Consider the following 21247-nt stretch of genomic DNA (forward strand, 5'->3'; position numbering starts at 1 on the left):
GCCCCCCCCCCCCCCCCCACCCCCCGGGGGGGGCGGGTGTGTGCCCCTGGGGGGGGGCCCCCCCCCCCCCCCCCCCCCCCGACTCGATGAGGGTCAGGCGCGGCCGGTGAAGGCCGGCGAGCGCTTCTGCTGGAACGCGGCGAATCCCTCGCGGTAGTCGTCGGTGTCGCACAGTGCCGCCTGCGCACGGTTCTCGTCCGCCATCGACTGCCACAGCCCGAGCCGCTCGTCGCGCAACGCGTGCACGAGCTCCTTGCTCTCCAGGAACGCTCTCGTCGCACCGGTCGACGCCTTCCGAGCGGCCGCGCGGGTCGCATCCGTCACCTCGTCGGCGGGGAACACCTGCGAGAAGAGCCCGGATGCCACCGCCTCCGACCCACTCATCAGCCGGCCTGTGTAGATCAGGTCGAGGGTCTTGTGCGCCCCGAGCCGCTCGAAGAAGAGGGCGTGCCCGCCCGAGTCGAGCGTGGCGCCCAGGTTCGCGAACGGCGAGCCGATCTTCGCGGTGTCCGCGACGTAGACGACATCCGTCGCGATGAGCAGGCCGAGCCCGACGCCGAGGCACGCCCCGTGCGCGACAGCGAACGTCGGCGCCGGGAAGCTACTCATCCGCTCGAGCAGCGGCGTGACCAGCCCACCGAGGTAGCCCAGCACGTCGTCGTCTTGCGGATCGACCTCGGAGATGTCCCGGCCGGCGCAGAACGCTCGCCCCTCACCTCGGAGCAGCAGCGCGCGCACGCCCGCCGATTCTGCCTCGCGGTAGGCGGCGTCGAGTTCGGCGATCGCCTGAGGGTCGAGCGAGTTCAGCTTGTCCGGGGCATTCAGCACCACCTCGGCAACATTGTCGGCGATGGTCAGCTCGATCACGTCATCTGCTCCTTCGGTTGAGCGGGGTCTCGCGACAACCGGCTGTCACACGTCGTAGTCGACCACGACGGCCGGGGTTTTGGGATGCGACTGGCAGGTGAGCACGTATCCGCGCTCGAGCTCGTCCGGCTCGAGCGCGTAGTTCTCGGTCATCTGCACGCTGCCCTCGATGAGACGCGCCCGGCACGTGCCGCACACGCCACCCGCACACGCGAACGGCACATCCGGACGCACCCGCAGCGCGGCGTTCAGGATCGACTCGTTCGCGCTCACGGGGCTCTCGACCGTCGCGGAGTGCCCGTCGAGGATGAACTCGATGCGGAACGTCTCCTCGCCACGCTGCACCACGACGGGTCGTCCGGCGTTCCCGGATGCCTGGTCCGGCTCACCGGTCGTGAACAGCTCGAAGTGCACGTGTGTCGGGTCGACGCCGACCGACTGGAGCGTGTCGCGGCACAGCTGCACGAGTTCGAATGGGCCGCACAGGAACCATTCGTCGACGTGCGCGGGCGGGATGAGCGCGTCCAGCATCCGGCGCAGCTTGTCCTCGTCGATGCGGCCGGACAGCAGCGGGGCGGTGCGCTGCTCACGGGAGAGCACGTGGTGCAGCGCGAGCCGGGCGGGGTAGCGGTCCTTCAGCTCGGCGAGGTCCTCCAGGAACATGACATCCATGGTCGAGCGGTTCGTGTAGACGAGAGTGAACCGCGAGGTGTCCGAGCGAGCCAGCACGGTCTGCGCGAGCGACATCAGCGGGGTGATACCCGACCCGGCGGCGATGCCGACGACGTGTTTGTCGTCGAGGTCGTCCAGTCGGGAGGTGAAAGTGCCCTGTGGGCTCATCACGTCGATGCGGTCGCCCGCGTGCAGCTCAGCGTTCGCCCAGGTCGAGAACCGGCCGCCGAGGTCGCGTTTGATTGCAACGCTGATCGACCCGGCACGCGGCGGGCGGCAGATCGAGTAGCTGCGCCGCAACTCCTGGCCGTCGATGCTCGCGCGCAGTGCAACGTACTGGCCGGCGAGGTAGTCGTATTCACCGTGCAGCTCTTCCGGCACCGCGAAGGTGACCTCGACGCTGTCGGCGGTGAGCGGTCGCACGTCTGCGACCTCGAGCGAGTGGAAGCGCGCGCGTTTGCGCGTAGCCGCGGGCACTCAGAGCACCTTGAAGTAGTCGAACGGTTCGAGGCAGTCGCGGCACTCGTAGAGCGCCTTGCACGATGTCGAGCCGAAGCGTGCCAGCTCGCGCGTGTTGAGCGAGTCGCAACGCGGGCACTTCACCGCCAGCTGCACCCGGATCGGCCCGTCGCCGCGCGCGGGTGCGTTGCCGCTCGGCGGGGTGATGCCGTAGCTGCGCAGCTTTTCGCGGCCGGCTTCGCTCATCCAGTCGGTCGTCCAAGCGGGTGAGAGCACGAGCGAGACGGTGACGTCCCTGTAGCCTTCCCGCAGCAGCGCCTCCCTGACGTCGTCGCTCATCGCCTCCATCGCCGGGCATCCGGAGTAGGTCGGCGTCAGCTCGACCCGCACGCGCTCGCCGTCCAGAGTGACCGAGCGCAGCACCCCCAGGTCTTCGATGGTCAGCACCGGGATCTCGGGGTCGGTCACCGTGGCGGCGACGTCCCAGGCGTGCCGGGCGCGGGCATCCGTCGGCACCGGGCGGGCGATCGTCTCTACCATGTCGCCTCCGGATGCTGCCGGGCGAGCACCTGCATCTCGGCGAGCAGGTACCCCATGGTGGAGAAGTGGCTGCCGCGACGGCCACCACCGGAGGAGATCATGCCCTTGGGCAGTTCGAGCCCGGCCTCGGTGAACACCGCGTCGACCACGGCGTCGAAGTCGGCGCGCAAGGTGGATGGCCGCACCGCGACGCCCTCCAGAGCGTCGATCAGCGGTTCGTCGCGGAACAGCTCCTCGACGTACGGCCAGACATCGTGCAGTGCGACGATCATCCGGCGCCGGGATTCGTCGGTGCCGCCGGCGAGCCGCAGCACCCACTGGGTGGCGTGGTCGCGGTGGTAGGCGACCTCCTTGGCGGCTTTCGCGGCGATCGCGGCGAGGGTTGGGTCGTTCGACGAGGTCAGCCGCGGATAAAGCGCGTCGAGGTAGACGGATGCGACGAACTGCCGGGCGATGGTGTGCGCGAAATCGCCGTTCGGCTGCTGGAACAGCCAGACGGTGCGGAACTCCGGCTCATTGCGGAAGTAGGCGAGGTCGTCTTCGGTGCGACCGGACGCGGTGCCTGCGTAGCGCAGCAGTGAGCGGGCGTGGCCGAGGAGGTCGAGGGCGATGTTGCCCAGTGCGACGTCTTCCTCGAGCTCGGGCGCTCGGGAGATCCACCAGCCGAGCTGCTGGGCGAGGATCAGCGCGTCGTCGCCCAGCCAGAGCGCGTACTCCGCGACATCCGGAGTCGCCACCGCGCCCTGGTCGCCTTCGAGCTCAGCCGACAGCTCGACCTGGTCGACCGAGACGTGCACCTCGGAGTCAGTCACAGGTGCTTCACTCCCTCGGATTTCGTGTAGTACGAGGCGTGACGGTAGTTCTTGCCTGCGGGGCTTTCGAAGAAGGCGCCCTTGAGGTCCGGGTCGCTGGTGGTGATCGCAGCGGCAGGGACAACCCAGATCGAGACGCCCTCGTTGCGGCGCGTGTACAGGTCGCGCGCGTTCCGGATTGCCATCTCCTCGTCCGGGGCGTGCAGCGAGCCGACGTGCACGTGGCTCAGGCCGCGGTTCGCGCGCACGAAGACCTCCCAGAGCGGCCAGGCCTCTGTCTCGATCTCACCCGGTGTCGGCATCAGGCCACCTCCGCTCGTGCTGCCGCCTGCTTGCGGGCGTACTCGGCGGCGGCCTCGCGCACCCATGCGCCCTCTTCGTGTGCTTCGCGCCGCCGCTGCAGCCGCTGCGAGTTGGTCGGACCGCGGCCCGCGAGCACCTCGTGGAACTCGTCCCAGTCGATGTCGCTCATGTCGTACGCGCCCTTCTCCTCGTTCCAGCGCAGCTTCGGGTCGGGGAGCGTGACGCCGAGCACCTCGGCCTGCGGGATGAGCATGCCGATGAACCGCTGCCGAAGCTCGTCGTTGGAGAACCGCTTGATCTTCCACGCCATCGACTGCGCCGAGTTGGGGGACTCGTCATCCGGCGGGCCGAACATCATGAGCGACGGCCAGTACCAGCGGTTGACGGCATCCTGTGCCATCTCCCGCTGTGCGGGCGTGCCCTGCATGAGCTCGAGCAGGATCTCGAAGCCCTGACGCTGGTGGAACGACTCCTCCTTGCAGATGCGCACCATGGCGCGGCCGTAGGGGCCGTAGGAGGCGCGGCACAGCGGGACCTGGTTGCAGATCGCCGCGCCGTCGACGAGCCAACCGATCGCACCCATGTCCGCCCAGGTCGGGGTGGGGTAGTTGAAGATCGACGAGTACTTGGCCTTGCCTGCGATCAGCTGGTCGGTCATCTCCTCACGGGAAATCCCGAGGGTCTGCGCCGCCGAGTAGAGGTACAGGCCGTGGCCGGCCTCGTCTTGCACCTTGGCCATCAGGATCGCCTTGCGCTTGAGGCTCGGAGCCCGGGTGATCCAGTTGGCTTCCGGCTGCATGCCGATGATCTCCGAGTGGGCGTGCTGGGAGATCTGCCGGATGAGCGACTTGCGATAGCTCTCCGGCATCCAGTCCCTGGGCTCGATGCGCGAATCAGCGGCAATCAGGTCGTTGAATTGCTTCTCAGCCTCGGAGAGTTCTGGCTCCACGGGGGCGAGGTCTGCAGGGGTTGTCATCGTCGACTCCTGATGCTCCAACGGCATTTCTAACCGATCGTTCGGTTAGTATATAGTGTCTCGTAGCGCGGCGGCAATGAGGCCGTGCGCGCGTACATCCCGACCGAAGCAGGGGAGCGACAGTGACCGAAGCCGCCGCACCGAACCGGGCGATGATGGAGCGCGATCTGGCTTCTGCCGCGCTCGGCATGGTCGTCGAACGGGACGATCCTGGCCACGCAGTCGTCACCATGAAGGTGCGCGAAGACATGACCAACGGCTTCCACATCACGCACGGCGGGCTCGTGTTCGCGCTCGCGGACACCGCATTCGCCATCGCGTGCAACGAGGATGAGAACATCACGGTGGCGGCGGGGGCCGACATCACCTTCCTGAAGTCGACCCGCGCCGGGCAGACCCTCACCGCGACCGCCGTGCGGAAGGTGCGCAGCGGACGCACTGGCCTCTATGACGTGACCGTCACCGACGACACCGGCGATGTGGTCGCCGAGTACCGGGGACGCAGCGTCTCCACCAACCGCAGCCTGGGCACGCCCGGCTGATCCGTGCCCCGCCCGGGATGGGAGACTGGTGGCCTATGTCAGAACTGATCGAACCGCGCCGTGGCCGACCCGGCTACGACCAGCGCGGCATCCTCGAGGTCGCGGTGACCGCGTTCATCGAGTTCGGCTACGACGCGACCTCGATGGGCGTGCTGGCCGAGCGGCTAGGGCTGTCGAAGTCGGCGATCTACCACCACTTCTCGTCGAAGGACGAGATTCTGCAGCGCGCGCTGAATGAGGCGCTCGACGCGCTGGAGGCCTTGCTGACGGATGAGCAGGCGCGCGCCGGGCGAGCCGCCGACCGGCTCGCGTACGTGCTCCGTGGCGCGGTGCACGTGCTGGTCGACAAGCTCCCATTCGTGACGCTGCTGCTGCGGGTACGCGGCAACACCGAGGTGGAGCGGGAGGCTCTGCGCCGCCGGCGTGAATTCGACCGCGCGGTCACCGCATTGTTCGTCGAGGCGGGCCAGGAGGGCTCGCTGCGCAGCGACATCGACGCTCGCGTCGTCGAGCGGCTGGTGTTCGGCATGATCAACTCGATCGTCGAGTGGTACCGGCCGGAGGGCCGCGAGAGCGCCGATCGCCTGGCGGACGACGTGCTGGCGATCGCCCTCGATGGGCTGCGGATGCCGGCTGTCGCGCCGGCTGCCAAGGCCGACCAGCTGCTCCCGTAGCGCCGTCCTCTCCCCGAGGGGTCGCAAAGGGCCCTTCCCAGCGCGATGAGGGCCTCTTTGTGGCCCCTCGAGTTCTCAGGCGGCGAGTGTCTTTGCCACCAGGGTCAGCACGTCGTACTGCGCCACCAGCTCGTCGTTCTGGTTGCGCAGCACAGCATCCCAGCGCACCTCGCCGTAGTCGTCGGTCTCGCGCGGCGTGATCTGCTTCGCGGTGAGCTCGACCCGGATGGCGTCGCCCGGCGACACCGGCGTGACGAAGCGCAGGTTCTCCAGCCCGTAGTTGGCGAGCACCGGCCCCGGCTCAGGGTCCACGAACAGCCCAGCAGCCCACGAGATGAGCAGGTAGCCGTGCGCCACTCGGCCGGGGAAGAACGGGTTCGCCGCCGCGGCATCCTCGTCCATGTGGGCGTAGAACTTGTCGCCCGTGAAGTTCGCGAAAAGCTCGATGTCATCCAGCGTCACGGTGCGCGGCTCCGACACCACCTGGTCGCCGATCCGCAGCTCGGCCAGGGACTTGCGGAACGGATGCCGACCATCCGGATTCGACTTCGCCCCGGCATGCCAGACACCGGTCAGCGCGGTGAGCATCTCGGGGGAACCCTGCACCGCGGTGCGCTGCATGTGGTGCAGCACCGCGCGGATGCCGCCCAGCTCCTCGCTGCCGCCGGCGCGGCCCGGCCCACCGTGTACAAGGTGCGGCACGGGCGAACCGTGCCCTGTCGAGGTGCCGGCGTTGTCCCGGTCGAGCAGCAGGACGCGCCCGTTGTAGGCGGAGATCCGCTCGGTGATGCCGACCGCGAACTCGGGGTCGTGGGTCGCCACACTCGTGACGAGCGAACCGCCACCGTGCGCGACGAGCTTGACCGCCTCATCGAGCGTGCGATAGCCGACGATCGACGACACAGGGCCGAACGCCTCGACCTGGTGCAGCGCCTCGGTGTTCGGGTCATCGAACCGCAGCATGAGCGGGGCGAAGAAGGCTCCCTCCGGAGCCAGCGCGCGACTGCCGTCGGCTCGGGTCACGTCGGGGTCGGCGGTCGACCCGATGACGATCTCACCGCCGGCCGCTTCGAGCTTGCCGACCTGGCGCAGCACCTCGTCGCGCTGTTCCAGAGACGCGAGCGGTCCCATCGTGACGCCCTCCGCGCGCGGGTCGCCGACCACGATCCGCTCGTCGATGCGGGCCCGAACGGCGTCGATGACGGCGTCAACGGATGCCGCGGGCACGACCGCCCGCCGGATGGCGGTGCACTTCTGCCCTGCCTTCGAGGTCAGCTCGTTCACCAGCTGCTTGACGTAGGCGTCGAACTCCGGGGTCTCGGGCGTCGCATCCGGCCCCAGCACTGACGCGTTGATCGAGTCGGTCTCGCTCGAGAACCGCACCCCGCCGGTCTGCACCGACTCGTGCGAACGCAGGCGCTCGGCGGTCGAAGCGCTGCCGGTGAACGACACCAGGTCGCCGAGTCGCAGGTGCTCGAACAGGTCGGGCACGCTGCCCGAGACCAGCTGCAGCGAGCCAACCGGAAGCATCCCGGTCTCGACGAGGATCCGCACGTACGCCTCGGTGAGGTAACCGGTCGGGGTTGCGGGCTTCACGAGCGTCGGCACCCCGGCCAGGAACGCCGGCGCGAATTTCTCGAGCGACCCCCAGACCGGGAAATTGAAGGCGTTGATCTGCACCGCAACGCCGGGGAGGCGCGTGTAGATGTGGCGGCCCAGGAAAGAACCGTCCTTGGACAGGTTCTCGACCGGCCCATCGACGTAGACCCGCGCGTTCGGCAGTTCGCGCCGCCCCTTCGACGAGTAGGTGAACAGCACTCCGATGCCACCATCGATGTCGACCCAGGAGTCCCGCTTGGTCGCGCCGGTGCGGGAGGACAGCGCGTACAGCTCGTCTTTGCGCTCGGTCAGGGTGAGCGCGAACTGCTTGAGCAGCACCGCCCGCTGGTGGAAGGTCAGCTCGCCGAGGCTCGCCTGCCCGACCGTGCGCGCGTAGTCGAGCGCGCCGGCAAGGTCCAGGCCCGCGGTCGACACCCGGGTCACGACCTCGCCGGTGGACGCGTCGCGCACGGTGGCAGCGCCGTCTGCCGACTCGGGCGTCCACCACTGGCCGTTGACGTAGCTCGGCAGGATCTCGCTCATCGATTGCTCTCCTTTGAGGGGTTCTCGTCCCAGCGGTAGAAGCCCTGGCCGCTCTTGCGGCCCAGCTTTCCCTCGGCGACGAGCCGGCGCAGCAGCGCAGGGGGTTCGAAACGATCGCCGAGTTCGGCGTGCAGGTACTCGGCGATGCCGAGGCGCACGTCGAGGCCGACGATGTCGGTCAGCTTCAACGGGCCGACCGGATGCTTGTAGCCCAGGGTCATGGCCGCGTCGATGTCCTCGGCGCTGGCGACCCCGGATTCGAGCATGCGGATCGCCTCCAGGCCGATGGCGACGCCGAGCCGGGAGGACGCGAACCCGGGAGCATCACGCACCGTGATCGGCGTCTTGCCCAGCGCGGCCACCCAGCCGCGCGCCTCGCCGAGGAGTTCGGGCTGGGTCGCATCCCCGGCGACGATTTCGACGAGCGCCGACGCCGGCACCGGATTAAAGAAATGCAGGCCGAGGAAGCGGCCAGGGCGCAGCAGTTCGGAGGCGAGCGAGTCGATGGAGATCGACGACGTGTTGCTGGCGAGCACCGCGCCGGGCGAGAGCTGCGCCTCGACTCGCCGCAGCGCGTCCAGCTTGAGGTCGCGTTCTTCTGGCACAGCCTCGATCACGAGCGCGCAATCGGCGAAGGCGGCAACATCCGTGCCGGTGTGCAGGGCGCTGGCGAGGTCGTCGCGCGACAGCACTGTCTTGCCTCGGTCGATGCTCTCCTCGACGCTGTCCGTGATTCGCCCGAGCGCCGCGGCAGCGGCTTCCGGATCCCGCTCGACCACGATCACGTCCGCGCCGGCCAGCAGGAAGGCGTGCGCGATGCCGGCGCCCATCCGGCCGCCGCCGAGCACTCCGACGCGCTCTGGAACGGTCACTTCTTCTTCTCCAGGAACTCGGTCATCCGACGGTGCTTCTCCGGGCCCTCGAACAGCACGGCCTGCTCCTCGAGGTCGACACGTGGGTGCTCGGCGCGCGGCGCGGTGAGCACGCGCTTGGTGGCCATGGTCGCGGCGGCGTCGTTGCGCGCGATACGGTCGGCGATCGCGTGCGCGGCAGGCAGCAGTTCCTCGGCAGGGTGCAGCGCGCTCACCAGACCGATCGCCAGGGCCTCGTCGGCGCCGACGCTCCGGCCGGTGAGCAGCAGGTCGGCCGCTCGCGCGGCGCCCACGATCTCCTTGAGCCTCCAGCTCGCGCCGGCCGCCGCGATGATGCCGAGGCCGGTCTCCGGGTTGCCGATCTTCAGGCTCACCGTGCCGATCCGGATGTCCGCGGCGTACGCCAGCTCGGCGCCGCCGCCAAGGGCGTAGCCGTCGATCGCGGCGATCACCGGCATGGGCAGCGCGGCGACCCGGATGAAGGCGTTCGCGTTGATGCCGCGCAGCGCGTCCTTGGCGGTGCGCTCGCGCAGCTGGGCGATGTCGGCACCGGAAGCGAATACGCCGTCGGCGCCAGTGATAATGAGGATGCGGGGGTCCTTCTCCAGCTCGTCGCACAGCTCGTGCAGGGCGTCGATGGTCGCCTGGTCGATGGCGTTGCGCACGTCGGGCCGGTTGAGGGTCGCGACGACCCGGTCGTCCAGGCGTTCGACGAGCAGCGGCGCGCTCACGACACCCGTTCCACGATCATGGCCGTGCCCTGGCCGACGCCGACGCACATGGTTGCGAGTCCGTACCGGGAGTCCTCGCGCTCCATCCGGCCGAGCAACGTGACGATCAGCCGGGAGCCGCTGGAGCCGAGCGGGTGGCCGAGCGCGATCGCGCCGCCGTCAACGTTCACGCGTTCCGGGTCCAGGCCGAGTCGCCGGATGCAGGCGATCGACTGGGTGGCGAACGCCTCGTTGAGCTCGATCGAGCCGAGGTCGTCGATCGTCAGGCCGGTGCGGGCGAGCGCCTTCTGGGTCGCGGGTACCGGCCCGAGGCCCATGATCTCCGGGGCGAGCCCGGCGCTGGTCCCGACGACGACGCGCGCTCGCGGTTCGAGCCCATACTTCTCCACCGCCTCGCCGCTGGCGATCACGATGGCCGACGATCCATCGTTGAGCGAGCTGGAGTTCCCGGCGGTGACAACGGTGCCGCCCTTCACCACCGGCCGCAGAAGGCCAAGAGCTTCAAGAGTGGAGTCGCGGCGCGGCCCCTCGTCGACGAGCACCTCACCGGTGGCGGTCGGCACGCCGATGATCTCGTCGGCGAAGTGTCCGGCGTCGATCGCGGCCGTGGCCCTCTGCTGGCTGCGCAGCGCGAACTCGTCGGCTTCCTCGCGCGTGATCGAGTCGACTCGCGCGACTTCCTCCGCGGTCTCTGGCATCGAGAAGGTGGCCTTGTCGCGCGCAAGCAGTCTCGGGTTGGCGAAGCGCCAGCCGATCGAGGTGTCGTAGGCGTCGCCGGGTTTCGCCCAAGGCTTCTGCGGCTTTGCCTGCACCCATGGTGCGCGCGTCATCGACTCCACGCCGCCCGCGACAATGAGGTCGGCGTCGCCGGCGCGCACAGCCTGCGCCGCCATGGCGATCGCCGACATGCCGGATGCGCACAGCCGGTTCACGGTGATGCCGGGCACGTCATCCGGCAACCCGGCGAGGAGCACGCCCATCCGGCCGATGTTGCGGTTGTCTTCGCCGGCCTGATTGGCCGCGCCGAAGATCACCTCGTCGATGCGCTCGGGGTCGATTCCGGCTCGACGTACCGCCTCGCCGATCACGAGTGCGGCGAGGTCGTCCGGTCTGACCGTTGCGAGGGCCCCTCCGTAGCGTCCGACCGGCGTACGAACCCCACCGACGAGAAAGGCCTCCGCCATGCTCTCTCCTGACCGCGTTGTCGGGCGAACGGGGAATTAGTGACCGACCGTTCAGGAAATAATTATGCCAGATCAGCGCGGCGACGGTATCCGGATCATGCCCTCCTGCGCGACGCTCGCGACGAGCACTCCTTCGCGCGTGTAGAACCGGCCGTGCGACAGGCCGCGGCCGCCGGTGGCGCTGGGCGACTCCTGCACGTAGAGCAGCCACTCGTCGACGCGCGCAAACCGGTGGAACCACATCGCGTGGTCGAGGCTCGCGACCTTGAGGCCGGGCGTCGCCCACGCCAGCGAGTGCCGGCGCAGCACCGACTCGAGGATGGGGTAGTCGCTTGCGTAGGCGAGCGCGGCACGGTGCAGATTCGGGTCATCCGGAAGGTCGCCCGTCGCCCGCAACCAGATGGCCTGCTGGGGCGAGCTGTCTCGGTCGGGCTCGAGGTAGATCGGCTCCTGAACGTGCCGCATGTCGAACGGCCTGCCTTTGGCCCAGTAGCGCGCGATGACGTGGTCGTGGCCATCGAGGACCTCCTCGTCCGTCGGCAGCGATTCCGGTGGAGGGACGTTTCCATCGACGTCAACCTGGTGGTCAAGGCCCTCATCCACGGTCTGGAACGACGCGATCATCGACAGGATCGGAAGACCACTCTGGTACGCCTGGCTGCGGCGGGTGGAGAACGAGCGGCCGTCGTGGATGCGGTCCACCGTGAAGGTGATCGGCAGCTGCACGTCGCCGGGGCGCAGGAAGTAGCCGTGCAGAGAGTGGACGATGCGGTCCTCGGGCACGGTGCGGACGGCGGCGACGAGCGACTGGGCGAGAACCTGGCCGCCGTACACGCGGCCGTGCGGCATCCATTGGCTGGGGCCCGTGAAGATGTCTTTGCCTGCCGGTGCACCGGTGTCGTCGAGGTCGAGAGCGGCGAGCATTCCAAACAGGGGGTCGTTCATGGGTCTCCCGGCTCAGCGGGCGCGAGCGGCGCCAGTTGTTTCCAGCTAGTTTAGTTTGGGTAATGAACCGAACCTTCTCATTGGTCGATTCCCTCTCCCTCAGTGATCTGCAGACCTTCCTCGGTCGCGCCGGCAGGGTGGAGGACGGCTCCGTGCGCCTTATTTCGGGCTCGGGCGTGCTCGCGGTGTACGTGGCGGTGCTCTACCCGGTCGGCCTGCGCGATGAGACACCGACGGTGCTCGGCCTGCGCACGTTCGCGCTGACAGACTCTGAGGCGTTCGACGCGGTCGTGCCGGTGCGCTCGCTGCTGGACCGTCTCGCGCGGGCGCAGTCGAACGTGACCGATCCGGATGCGCCGGTGACGGTCAGCCTGCCGATCGAGGTGAACACGGTGGTGTGGGCCGCGATCTCGCCCCCGCGTGGCGGCTGGACCCAGCACGACCCTGTGGGCCCGGTCGTGCTCTCTCGGGTCGCGGACGAAGGCATCCGGGAGGTGGCAGACACCGTCGGCACCGAAACCGGTGAGCAGCTCGTGCGTTCGGTGCGGGCCGAGGTGTGGGGCCGCCCGATTCCAAGCATCGAGTACGTCCCGGCCGGCGCGGCGTTCGCCGCGCATTCTCTGGGTTTCATCGGTGACGACGACGTGCGGATCTACGAGACCGGCCCCTGGACTCGGCTGACCAGCCAGCGCGGGCACGTTCTCGTGCGCCGCAGGGCGTGGACACTGCAGGTCTGACTCAGGGTCGAGTCCACATTGTGGTTGTCGAGCCAGCCGAGACCTTTCATGTGGATAACTTCCGGCCTCCGATGTCGGAATGTCGGTGGCAGGGTGTGCACTGGATTCATGGAGAACTTCACCGGCACCGGAGGTCAGGTCGACGCTGAGATTCAGCCTCGCGGGCTCGCCGATGCGGGTTGGGAGCTGCCGGCCGATGAGGTCGAGGCGAGGTTCCGTGCGCTGGTGGCCGGGCTGGAGCCGGAGAGTCCGATCGACGCCGGCATCAAGCGGGTGGCCTTGCTGCAGGCGAGGAAGGCGCAGTTGGAGGCCGAGGAGGCCCGGGAGCTGGCCATGCTGGCCCGGCTGTACGTGGCCGAGGAGGGTCCGGATGCCCGGGTGGATCTGGTTTACCGGTCGTTGGCGGCAGAGTTGGCGTTGGCCTGCCGGGTGTCGGATCGGACCATGGAGAGCCGGATCATCTACGCCGAGGAGCTGGTCGACGAGTACCCCGGCACGCTGGAGGCGCTGGCGGCCGGCACGATCGGCATCGGGCACGCCCGCGTCATCGTCGAGTGCGGCGACCCGATCGACGATCCGGAGCTGCGCGGCAAGTACGAGGCCGCGGTGCTCAAGCGGGCGGTGAACATCACCCCCGGCCGGTTACGGCGGCTGGCGCGGCAGGCAGCCGAGAAGCTCGCCGCGGTGACCTTCGAGGAGCGGCACCGGAAGGCTCGGGAGGGCCGCTCGGTGCGCATGTTCGAGGGCGTCGACGGGATGTCGGAGCTGGTTCACATCGTGCCGACCGTGTTCGCGGTGGCGATGTTCGACCGGCTCACCGCGCAGGCTAAGGCGGTCAAGGCCGCCAATCCGGCCGATGCGCGCACTCTGGATCAGGTGCGTGCCGACCTGGCCTGCGAGCTGGTGCTCACCGGGCAGCCCTCGGGCGAACCGGATGCCCCGCACGCCGCCGGGATCGGTATTCGCCCGGAGGTGTCGATCCTCATTCCGGTCCTCACCCTGCTCGGGGAGGGCGACGAGCCGGCGAGCATTGCCGGACGCGGTCCGATCGGCTTGGACGATGCCACCCGGCTGGCCGGGAACGCGCCCAGCCTGATCCGGGTGCTCACCCATCCGGTCAGCCAGCAGGTGCTGGCGGTGGACAGCTACCGGCCGTCAAAGAAGCTGCGTCGCTACCTGCATCGCCGCGACGGGCGATGTCGATGTCCGTCCTGCGCACGGCCGCCCGGCGACTGCGACCTCGACCACACCACCGCCTGGCAGCACGGCGGCAAGACGGAGGTCGGCAACCTCGCAGACCTGTGCCCGAATCATCACACCATCAAGCACCTGCCCGGCTGGAGCGTGAAACAGATCAGTCCCGGCGTGCTGGAATGGACCAGCCCCCACGGCGTCACCGCCGTCGACATCCCGGACACACCCGTCACCTTCCAATAGGGGTGAACGGGGAGGCGAGTCGGGTCAACCGATCTGCAGCGGGTCAGGCCGTCAGCGAAGGCATGAACTCGAACACCACGGCGAAGATGACGCCGATCATCCAGATGGCGGCGACAAGCCCGAACACCAGGATGGCGATCTCCAGCCACATGACTGCGATTCCGCGGCCCGCTCGGCGCCGTGCGACGACCGCTCGACCGATCACGTAGACGGCCGGGGAGAGGATCGACCATGCGGCGTGAAACGGGCGTGGGATCCCTTCGCGCTTCAGCGCGGACCAGTCCAGGAAGGCGCAGCCGATGAGCAGCGCCAGGCCGCCCCAGCCGGAGAGCATCGAGACCAACGACGCCTGGGACGTCAGCGCCGCGAGCTGCCCTTGAATGGAAGCGTCCAGCGAAAGTCGCATGTACTCGGCCCAGTCGATGGTCAGCAGGGCGATGGTCTGCAGCACCTGAACCCCCAGCATCACCCAGATCCACGGGGTGTAGACGCGCGCGCCCTCTGGTGCAGTGAGGTCGACCCGCTCTGTCGTGAACGGGTGCTGGTAGTGCTCGGTCCAGGCCACTCCGTCCCACCAACGTTGACGCTGGCTGCCGTCGTTGGCGGGGTACCAGCCTGCGGGCGCTGCGACGTCGGACATGGGCCTCCTCGAATAGTCGAGGACAGCTTAGGGGTGCTTAGGCGCTCGCCGCGGCAGCGCGCCCGGCGGCGCGCCCGCTGAACAGGCATCCGCCGAGAAACGTTCCCTCGAGCGACCGGTACCCGTGGACGCCGCCGCCGCCGAATCCGCTCGCCTCGCCCGCCGCGTACAGGCCGGGAATCGGTCGCCCGTCGGTGCCGAGGGCTCGTGAGTCAAGGTCGGTTTCGATGCCGCCAAGGCTCTTGCGGGTCAGCAGGTGCAGCTTCACCGCGATGAGTGGACCGGCCTTCGGATCGAGGATGCGATGCGGGCCAGCCACTCGGATGAGCCGGTCGCCGCGGTACTTGCGTGCCTGCCGCAGTGCGTTCACCTGGGCGTCCTTCGCGAACGGGTTGGTGAGTTCGCGGTCACGAGCTTCGACCTCGGCGCGGATGCGGTCCGCGTCGAGTGGCACGTCCGATTTCGCCTGCATGCCGGCGATGAGCTCGTCCAGCGTGTTCGCGACGACGAAGTCCTCTCCGCGCCGCTTGAATGCCTCGACTGGTGCGGGGGCGCCCTTCCTCACCCGCTGCAGCAGCAGCTTGAAGTCCTTGCCGGTGAGGTCGGGGTTCTGCTCGCTGCCCGAGAGCGCGAACTCCTTCTCGATGATCTTCTGGGTCAGCACGAACCACGAGTGCGCGTGGCCGGTCGCGACGATGTGCTCGAGGGTGCCGAGCGTGTCGAAGCCGGGGAACAGCGGCACCGGCAGCCGCTTGCCGGTCGCGTCAAGCCACACGCTGGACGGACCAGGCAGGATCCGGATGCCATGCAGCGGCCACACCGGGCTGTGATTCTTGATGCCCTCGACGTAGTGCCACATTCGGTCCCCGTTGATGAGGCGTGCCCCGGCTCGCTCGCTGATGCCGAGCATCCGCCCGTCGACGTGGGCGGGCACACCTGAGAGCAGGTCGGCCGGCGCGTCGCCCATCCGGCGCGGCCACTGGTCGCGCACCAGGTCGTGGTTGCCGCCGATGCCGCCGCTGGTGACGATCACCTGGCCGCTGGCCTCGAACTCGCCTCCCGGCTCGCGGTTGCTCGCCGCGCCGCGCTCGGCGGCATCCGGCTGCAGGATGGTGCCGCGCACGCCGACCACCGCGCCGCCGTCGACCACGAGTTCGTCGACGCGGTGCCGGAACGCGAGGGTGACGAGGCCTGGCTGCTGTCCGTCGCGCACCGTCTTGATGAACGGCGCGAGCACTCCCGGGCCGGTGCCCCAGACGATGTGGAACCGCGGCACCGAGTTGCCGTGGCCGAGTGCCGTGTACCCGCCCCGCTCGGCCCAACCGACGACCGGGAAGAACCGGATGCCGAGACCGTGCAGCCACGCGCGCTTCTCACCGGCCGCGAAATCCAGGTATGCCTCGGCCCAGCGCTGCGGCCACAGGTCTTCCTCACGGTCGAAGCCGGCCGACCCGAACCAGTCCTGGCGGGCGAGCTCGGGCGAGTCCTTCACTCCCATCCGGCGCTGCTCGGGCGAATCGACGAGGAACAGTCCGCCGAAGGACCACCAGGCCTGGCCGCCGAAACTCGCCTCCGGTTCCTGCTCGAGGATGGTCACGCGCTTGCCCGCGTTCACCAGTTCGGCCGCGGCCACCAGCCCTGCCAGCCCGCCGCCGACAACCAAGACGTCACTGTCCAACTCCGTCGTCATGCCCTCATCTTTCCCTAACCCGTCTCAAGGAGATGTTCGCCGCGGCGACGGATGTTGCGGGCGAGTCGGCAGCGAAGCGGCAGGAAATCCTTGAGACGGGTTAAGAGCGGCCGCGGATGCGGCGGGACAGCGTGTCGGCAGCGTGCGAGACGGCACGGGCGAGCCGGGGCGCGTCGGCGAGCAGGTTGCGGCGGAAGGTGAGGCCGACCGCGGCCGCCGGGTAGTCGTTGTGGTCGAGCACGGCGGAGGCGACGGATGCGTAGGCCGGGTTGATGTCGCCGTCCTCGGTCGCCCAGCCGCGGTCCCGGGTTTGGGCGAGCAGCTCCTCGAGCGCGGCGACGGTGGCTGGCCCCTGCTCGGTGCGCAGCTGGAGGTCGCCGGGGGAGTAGTTGGCCGCGAACTGGGCGGGCGGCAGCGCAGCGAGCATCGCACGCCCGGTCGCGGTCAGGTGGGCGGGCAGGCGCACGCCGACGCTGGTCACCACCGCCGGTGCGCGGGCGGCCGCGACCTTCACCGCGTAGACGACGTCGGTGTGCTGCAGCAGCCCGAGGTGTCCGACAACCGGCAGCTTCGTCTCGGCGACCAGCCGCTCGAGCAACGGTCGGCCGATCCGCGCGAGGGCATCCGACGCCAGCACCGTCGTGCCGATCTCACCGATTAGCGGCCCCAGCGAGTAGCCCTGGTGCTTGGGCGAGTGCACGACGAAGCCCTCATCCTGCAGCACGGCCAGCAGGTGGTAGACGCTCGACCGGGGCAGTTCGAGTTCGCGCGCGATGGTCGCGGCGCGCACAGGGCCGCTCCGTTCGGCGAGGTGCCGGATGATGCGCAGTGCGCTCCTCGCGGCGGGCACGTTCATGCACTTATTGTCTCGTATCCAAGACACATTGTGCGATCAACCGGCGCTCGGGGCACGGTTCGGGAGTTTGATGTGACCATGGCTGTTTCTCTCGGTACCGGGCCGCTGTCGCCCGGTGATGTCGTCGCCGTCGCCCGGGATGACGAACCCGTCGAGCTCGCCCCGGATGCCCTCACCGCGATGGCCGAGTCCCGGGCGGTTGTCGAGCAGCTCGCGAGCGACGACCAGCCGCACTACGGCGTCTCCACCGGCTTCGGCGCGCTCGCGAGCAAGCACATCCCGTTCGAGCGGCGCACCCAGCTGCAGCGCTCGCTCGTCCGCAGTCACGCAGCCTCCAGCGGCGCAGAGGTCGAACGCGAGGTGGTGCGCGCGACCATGCTGCTGCGCCTGTCGACGCTGGCTACAGGGCGCACCGGGGTCCGCCCGGTCGTCGCCGAGACCTACGCGGCACTGTTGAACGCAGGGCTAACCCCGGTCGTCGGCGAGTACGGCAGCCTCGGCTGCTCGGGGGACCTGGCCCCACTCGCCCACATCGCACTCGCGGCGATGGGCGAGGGCACGGTGCGGGATTCCAGCGGCACCCTCGTCGAGGCATCCGACGCGCTCGCCGCGGCCGGCATCGAGCCGATCGAGCTGCACGAGAAGGAGGGCCTCGCCCTCATCAACGGCACCGACGGCATGCTCGGCATGCTCGTCCTCGCGCTGAACGACCTGCGCGCGCTTGTCACCACCGCTGATCTCGCCGCAGCGATGAGCGTCGAGGGTCTCACCGGGACCGGCGCGGTGTTCGCCGCCGACCTGCAGGCGCTGCGGCCGCATCCGGGACAGCGCGACTCCGCGGCGAACATGCGCGCGGTGCTCGCCGACTCCGACATGGTGAGCCACCCGACTGGATTCACCCGGGTGCAGGACGCCTACTCGCTGCGGTGCGCGCCGCAAGTGCACGGCGCGGTGCGCGACACCATCCAGCACGCCGCGATGGTCGCCGAGCGCGAGCTGGCAGCGGCGATCGACAATCCGGTGGTGACTCCGGATGGCCGGCTCGAGTCGAACGGGAACTTCCACGGCGCACCGCTCGGCTACGTGCTCGACTTCCTCGCCATCGCTGTCGCCGACCTGGCCAGCATGAGCGAGCGCCGCACCGACCGCTTCCTCGACGTCGCCCGCAATCACGGGCTGAACGCGTTCCTCGCCGACGACCCCGGCGTCGACTCCGGCCATATGATCGCCCAGTACACCGCCGCGGGGATCGTCAACGAGCTCAAGCGGCTCGCCACGCCGGCGAGCGTCGACTCGATCCCGTCGTCGGCGATGCAGGAGGACCACGTCTCGATGGGCTGGGGCGCCGCCCGCAAGCTGCGGCGCGCGATCGATGGACTCGGCCGCGTCATCGCGATCGAGCTGCTCACCGCCGCTCGCGCGATGGACTTGCGCGCGCCGGTCGAGCCTGGCCCAGTCGCAGCCGCGGTCCGGGCACGGTTGCGGGAGGCGATCGAGGGGCCGGCGACCGACCGCTATCTCGCCCCTGAGATCGAGGACGCCTATTCGATGGTGTTGGACGGCTCGCTGCTGCAGGCCGCGGCAGCCGTCGTCTCGGAGCGAGGAGGAGAACTCGTATGAGCGGACCACGACCGGTGCGCGCCCACCGCGGCAGCACCCTGAACACCCTCGGCTGGCAGCAGGAGGCCGCCCTCCGGATGCTGCAGAACAACCTCGACCCGGAGGTTGCAGAGCATCCGGATGCGCTGGTCGTCTACGGCGGGACAGGCAAGGCCGCGCGCGACTGGGCCAGCTTCGACGCGATCGTGCGCACGCTGACCACTCTCAAGGGCGACGAGACCATGCTCGTGCAGTCCGGCCGGCCGGTCGGCGTCATGCAGACGCACGAGTGGGCGCCGCGCGTGCTCATCGCCAACTCGAACCTCGTCGGCGACTGGGCCAACTGGGACGAGTTCCGCCGCCTCGAGCAGCTCGGCCTGACCATGTACGGGCAGATGACCGCAGGCTCGTGGATCTACATCGGAACGCAGGGCATCCTGCAGGGCACCTATGAAACCTTCGCCGCGGTCGCAGCCAAGCGCAACGGTGGCACCCTGGCTGGCACGATCACACTGACCGGCGGGCTCGGCGGGATGGGCGGCGCCCAACCGCTCGCGGTGACGATGAACGGCGGCGTCGCGATCTGCGTCGACGTCGACCCGAGCCGCATCGCGCGCAGGCTGGAGCACCGCTACCTCGACGTGCAGGCCGACAGCCTGGAGCACGCGCTCCAGCTCGCCTACGACGCCCGCGACGCCCGCCGGCCGCTCAGCATCGGGGTGCTCGGCAATGCGGCGGATGTCGTGCCGCGGCTGCTCGCGATGAGCGCCGAGATTGACATCGTCACCGACCAGACGAGCGCGCACGACCCGCTCGCCTACCTGCCGCTCGAGTTCTCGTTCGACGAGTGGGACGCCGCACGGAGCGCCGACCCGGCCGGTTTCGCGAACGCGGCGCGCCAGTCGATGGCGCGGCACGTCGAGGCGATGGTGGGCTTCCAGAATTCGGGCGCCGAGGTGTTCGACTACGGCAACAACATCCGCACCGAGGCGCTCGCCGCCGGGTACGCCGACGCGTTCGCGTTCCCCGGGTTCGTGCCCGCCTACATCCGGCCGCTGTTCGCCGAGGGGAAGGGCCCGTTCCGCTGGGCAGCGCTCAGCGGCGACCCCGCCGACATCGCGGCGACCGACCGGGCGGTGCTCGAGCTGTTCCCGGAGAACGAATCGCTGGCCCGCTGGATCAAGCTCGCGGGGGAGCGCGTGCACTTCCAGGGACTGCCCGCCCGCATCTGCTGGCTCGGCTACGGCGAACGCGACGTCGCCGGGCTGCGCTTCAACGACATGGTCGCAGCCGGCGAACTCGGCGCACCGATCGTGATCGGCCGCGACCACCTCGACTCGGGCTCGGTCGCCTCGCCCTACCGCGAGACGGAGGCGATGCTCGACGGGTCCGACGCCATCGCCGACTGGCCGCTGCTGAACGCGCTGGTGAACACGGCATCCGGCGCCAGCTGGGTGTCGATCCACCACGGCGGCGGTGTCGGCATCGGCCGGTCGATCCACGCCGGCCAGGTGTCGGTGGCCGACGGGACGCCGCTCGCCGCAGAGAAGCTCGCCCGGGTGCTGCGCAACGATCCCGGGATGGGCGTCGTCCGTCACGTCGATGCCGGGTACGACCACGCCGTCGAGATCGCCGATGAACGCGGTGTGCGCATCCCCATGCGGGAGACTGGCGACTGATGGCTCTGTCGCACGATCCGCTCTGGCCCCGCGCGGGCGACTGGCCCGCGCCCGCCGGTGCCGCCGATGTCGCGCTGGTCGGGGTGCCGACCTGGCGCACCTCGCTGTCGGCGACCGACGCCGGGAAGACCCCGGCGGCCGTGCGGGAGGCTCTCCGCTACTACGGCGAGTTCGCGTATACCGTGCCGTGGGGCGAGCTGTCGATCGTCGACTGCGGTGACCTGGCCGATCCGGATGCCGACGAGCGGGCGGCCGCAGCGGCGATCGCCGCGATCGAGGCCGAGTTGGTGATCGCGCTCGGCGGCGACAACGCCGCGACCGTGCCGACCGCGTTGGGCCGGATGGGCGACGGGTTGGCGGCCGGCGGGCTGGTCACCCTCGACGCCCATCACGACCTGCGGGACGGCGTCAGCAACGGGTCGCCGGTGCGGCGGCTGATCGAGGCCGGCCTCGACGGCGGCCGGGTCGTGCAGGTCGGGATCGCCGACTTCGCGAACTCCGCCGAGTACGCAGCGCGTGCCGCCGACTACGGCATCACGGTTGTGCACCGCGACGCCCTGATGCTGCGACCGATGGCGGACGTGATGGCGGAGGCGCTCGAGTTGGCGGCATCCGGGGGCGGCCCGGTGCACGTCGACCTGGACGTGGATGTGTGCGATCGCTCGGTCGCGCCGGCCTGCCCGGCGTCGGTTCCGGGCGGAATCTCGGCGCACGAGCTGCGGATCGCCGCGCGACTGGCTGGTGCGCATCCGACCGTCCGCTCGGTCGATCTGGTCGAGGTTGACGCGACGAAGGACACACCAGATCAGCGGACCATCCGGCTGGTCGCGCTGTGCGTACTCGAGTCGGTAGCAGGATTTCGAAGTAGAACACTGTAAGTTAAGGCGTCG

At 69.5% G+C, this 21247-nt stretch carries 21 protein-coding genes; 7 read left to right on the plus strand and 14 right to left on the minus strand.

Annotated elements, in window-relative coordinates; genetic code table 11:
* Positions 1–93: 93 nt before the first annotated feature.
* The 6 genes from HGK58_RS07285 to paaA are packed head-to-tail and all read right to left on the minus strand — an operon-like array spanning position 94 to position 4629.
* Positions 94–867 carry an enoyl-CoA hydratase/isomerase family protein gene (locus tag HGK58_RS07285; protein WP_168626945.1) on the minus strand — a complete coding sequence of 258 codons (774 nt, stop codon included), beginning with the start codon at positions 865–867 and terminating at the stop codon, positions 94–96.
* A gap of 45 nt (positions 868–912) precedes the next feature.
* Positions 913–2016 (minus strand): 1,2-phenylacetyl-CoA epoxidase subunit PaaE, encoded by a 1104-nt coding sequence (gene paaE, locus HGK58_RS07290; RefSeq protein ID WP_168626946.1) that lies wholly within the window; start codon positions 2014–2016, stop codon positions 913–915.
* Entirely contained in the window at positions 2017–2538 is a 522-nt protein-coding gene (paaD, locus tag HGK58_RS07295) for a 1,2-phenylacetyl-CoA epoxidase subunit PaaD (RefSeq protein WP_168626947.1), read from the minus strand.
* Positions 2532–3350 carry a 1,2-phenylacetyl-CoA epoxidase subunit PaaC gene (gene paaC, locus HGK58_RS07300; protein ID WP_349236166.1) on the minus strand — a complete coding sequence of 273 codons (819 nt, stop codon included), beginning with the start codon at positions 3348–3350 and terminating at the stop codon, positions 2532–2534. The genes paaD and paaC overlap by 7 nt, the downstream gene beginning before the upstream one ends.
* On the minus strand, positions 3347–3652 hold the full coding sequence (gene paaB, locus HGK58_RS07305) for a 1,2-phenylacetyl-CoA epoxidase subunit PaaB (RefSeq protein ID WP_168626948.1): 306 nt from the start codon (positions 3650–3652) through the stop codon (positions 3347–3349). Before paaB ends, paaC begins: the two co-directional genes overlap by 4 nt.
* Positions 3652–4629: a 1,2-phenylacetyl-CoA epoxidase subunit PaaA gene (gene paaA, locus HGK58_RS07310; protein ID WP_168626949.1), complete on the minus strand. Its 978-nt coding sequence runs from the start codon at positions 4627–4629 to the stop codon at positions 3652–3654. Before paaA ends, paaB begins: the two co-directional genes overlap by 1 nt.
* A 122-nt stretch (positions 4630–4751) precedes the next feature.
* Here paaA and paaI point away from each other — a divergent pair, with 122 nt between their 5' ends.
* Both paaI and HGK58_RS07320 read left to right on the plus strand, forming a co-directional pair.
* Positions 4752–5171, plus strand: coding sequence for a hydroxyphenylacetyl-CoA thioesterase PaaI (gene paaI / locus HGK58_RS07315; RefSeq protein ID WP_349236167.1), 420 nt, complete (start codon positions 4752–4754; stop codon positions 5169–5171).
* A gap of 35 nt (positions 5172–5206) precedes the next feature.
* On the plus strand, positions 5207–5845 hold the full coding sequence (locus tag HGK58_RS07320) for a TetR/AcrR family transcriptional regulator (RefSeq protein WP_168626950.1): 639 nt from the start codon (positions 5207–5209) through the stop codon (positions 5843–5845).
* 75 nt (positions 5846–5920) lie between these two features.
* Here the strand turns inward: HGK58_RS07320 and paaZ are convergent, their stop codons facing one another.
* From paaZ to HGK58_RS07345, 5 genes are all read right to left on the minus strand, one after another.
* Entirely contained in the window at positions 5921–7987 is a 2067-nt protein-coding gene (gene paaZ, locus HGK58_RS07325; RefSeq protein WP_168626951.1) for a phenylacetic acid degradation bifunctional protein PaaZ, read from the minus strand.
* Positions 7984–8859 (minus strand): 3-hydroxyacyl-CoA dehydrogenase family protein, encoded by an 876-nt coding sequence (locus HGK58_RS07330; protein WP_349236168.1) that lies wholly within the window; start codon positions 8857–8859, stop codon positions 7984–7986. Before HGK58_RS07330 ends, paaZ begins: the two co-directional genes overlap by 4 nt.
* Positions 8856–9590, minus strand: a complete 735-nt coding sequence (locus HGK58_RS07335) for an enoyl-CoA hydratase/isomerase family protein (RefSeq protein ID WP_168626952.1) — start codon at positions 9588–9590, stop codon at positions 8856–8858. The genes HGK58_RS07330 and HGK58_RS07335 overlap by 4 nt, the downstream gene beginning before the upstream one ends.
* Positions 9587–10774: an acetyl-CoA C-acyltransferase gene (locus HGK58_RS07340; protein WP_168626953.1), complete on the minus strand. Its 1188-nt coding sequence runs from the start codon at positions 10772–10774 to the stop codon at positions 9587–9589. Before HGK58_RS07340 ends, HGK58_RS07335 begins: the two co-directional genes overlap by 4 nt.
* 72 nt (positions 10775–10846) lie before the next feature.
* Complete coding sequence (locus tag HGK58_RS07345) at positions 10847–11719, minus strand: acyl-CoA thioesterase II (RefSeq protein WP_168626954.1); 873 nt, start codon at positions 11717–11719, stop codon at positions 10847–10849.
* 62 nt (positions 11720–11781) lie between these two features.
* Between HGK58_RS07345 and HGK58_RS07350 the strand changes: the two genes are divergently transcribed.
* Together HGK58_RS07350 and HGK58_RS07355 are read left to right on the plus strand one after the other, a co-directional pair.
* Complete coding sequence (locus HGK58_RS07350; RefSeq protein ID WP_168626955.1) at positions 11782–12456, plus strand: hypothetical protein; 675 nt, start codon at positions 11782–11784, stop codon at positions 12454–12456.
* Positions 12457–12564: 108 nt separating this feature from the next.
* Positions 12565–13893 (plus strand): HNH endonuclease signature motif containing protein, encoded by a 1329-nt coding sequence (locus tag HGK58_RS07355; RefSeq protein ID WP_168626956.1) that lies wholly within the window; start codon positions 12565–12567, stop codon positions 13891–13893.
* 43 nt (positions 13894–13936) lie between these two features.
* Here HGK58_RS07355 and HGK58_RS07360 read toward each other — a convergent pair whose 3' ends face one another.
* The 3 genes from HGK58_RS07360 to HGK58_RS07370 form a co-directional block, all read right to left on the minus strand.
* The gene (locus HGK58_RS07360; RefSeq protein WP_168626957.1) at positions 13937–14533 is read right to left on the minus strand and encodes a DUF2510 domain-containing protein; all 597 of its coding nucleotides are present in this window, start codon (positions 14531–14533) and stop codon (positions 13937–13939) included.
* A 37-nt stretch (positions 14534–14570) separates the two neighbouring features.
* Positions 14571–16223, minus strand: coding sequence for an FAD-binding dehydrogenase (locus HGK58_RS07365; RefSeq protein WP_168626958.1), 1653 nt, complete (start codon positions 16221–16223; stop codon positions 14571–14573).
* A gap of 100 nt (positions 16224–16323) precedes the next feature.
* Positions 16324–17079, minus strand: a complete 756-nt coding sequence (locus HGK58_RS07370; protein WP_168626959.1) for an IclR family transcriptional regulator — start codon at positions 17077–17079, stop codon at positions 16324–16326.
* A gap of 78 nt (positions 17080–17157) precedes the next feature.
* Here HGK58_RS07370 and hutH point away from each other — a divergent pair, with 78 nt between their 5' ends.
* From hutH to HGK58_RS07385, 3 genes are read left to right on the plus strand one after another with little or no spacing between them, the layout of a single operon-like run.
* Complete coding sequence (gene hutH / locus HGK58_RS07375) at positions 17158–18699, plus strand: histidine ammonia-lyase (RefSeq protein ID WP_168626960.1); 1542 nt, start codon at positions 17158–17160, stop codon at positions 18697–18699.
* A complete protein-coding gene (gene hutU, locus HGK58_RS07380) occupies positions 18696–20357 on the plus strand; it encodes a urocanate hydratase (protein ID WP_168626961.1) in 1662 nt (553 codons plus the stop codon). Before hutH ends, hutU begins: the two co-directional genes overlap by 4 nt.
* The gene (locus HGK58_RS07385) at positions 20357–21235 is read left to right on the plus strand and encodes an arginase family protein (RefSeq protein WP_168626962.1); all 879 of its coding nucleotides are present in this window, start codon (positions 20357–20359) and stop codon (positions 21233–21235) included. The genes hutU and HGK58_RS07385 overlap by 1 nt, the downstream gene beginning before the upstream one ends.
* Positions 21236–21247 lie beyond the last annotated feature (12 nt).

It is taken from the genome of Cryobacterium sp. BB307, assembly GCF_012274275.1.
GTDB lineage: Bacteria > Actinomycetota > Actinomycetes > Actinomycetales > Microbacteriaceae > Terrimesophilobacter.

Bases quoted from the DNA above. Each gene is read 5' to 3' on its own strand.
- HGK58_RS07355 (WP_168626956.1), top strand. From the start codon at position 12,565: ATGGAGAACTTCACCGGCACCGGAGGTCAGGTCGACGCTGAGATTCAG.
- HGK58_RS07350 (WP_168626955.1), top strand. From the start codon at position 11,782: ATGAACCGAACCTTCTCATTGGTCGATTCCCTCTCCCTCAGTGATCTG.
- hutU (WP_168626961.1), top strand. From the start codon at position 18,696: ATGAGCGGACCACGACCGGTGCGCGCCCACCGCGGCAGCACCCTGAAC.
- paaA (WP_168626949.1), bottom strand. From the start codon at position 4,629: ATGACAACCCCTGCAGACCTCGCCCCCGTGGAGCCAGAACTCTCCGAG.
- paaB (WP_168626948.1), bottom strand. From the start codon at position 3,652: ATGCCGACACCGGGTGAGATCGAGACAGAGGCCTGGCCGCTCTGGGAG.
- HGK58_RS07340 (WP_168626953.1), bottom strand. From the start codon at position 10,774: ATGGCGGAGGCCTTTCTCGTCGGTGGGGTTCGTACGCCGGTCGGACGC.
- HGK58_RS07360 (WP_168626957.1), bottom strand. From the start codon at position 14,533: ATGTCCGACGTCGCAGCGCCCGCAGGCTGGTACCCCGCCAACGACGGC.
- paaZ (WP_168626951.1), bottom strand. From the start codon at position 7,987: ATGAGCGAGATCCTGCCGAGCTACGTCAACGGCCAGTGGTGGACGCCC.
- HGK58_RS07370 (WP_168626959.1), bottom strand. From the start codon at position 17,079: ATGAACGTGCCCGCCGCGAGGAGCGCACTGCGCATCATCCGGCACCTC.
- HGK58_RS07320 (WP_168626950.1), top strand. From the start codon at position 5,207: ATGTCAGAACTGATCGAACCGCGCCGTGGCCGACCCGGCTACGACCAG.
- paaD (WP_168626947.1), bottom strand. From the start codon at position 2,538: ATGGTAGAGACGATCGCCCGCCCGGTGCCGACGGATGCCCGCGCCCGG.
- HGK58_RS07365 (WP_168626958.1), bottom strand. From the start codon at position 16,223: ATGACGACGGAGTTGGACAGTGACGTCTTGGTTGTCGGCGGCGGGCTG.
- hutH (WP_168626960.1), top strand. From the start codon at position 17,158: ATGGCTGTTTCTCTCGGTACCGGGCCGCTGTCGCCCGGTGATGTCGTC.
- HGK58_RS07345 (WP_168626954.1), bottom strand. From the start codon at position 11,719: ATGAACGACCCCCTGTTTGGAATGCTCGCCGCTCTCGACCTCGACGAC.
- HGK58_RS07385 (WP_168626962.1), top strand. From the start codon at position 20,357: ATGGCTCTGTCGCACGATCCGCTCTGGCCCCGCGCGGGCGACTGGCCC.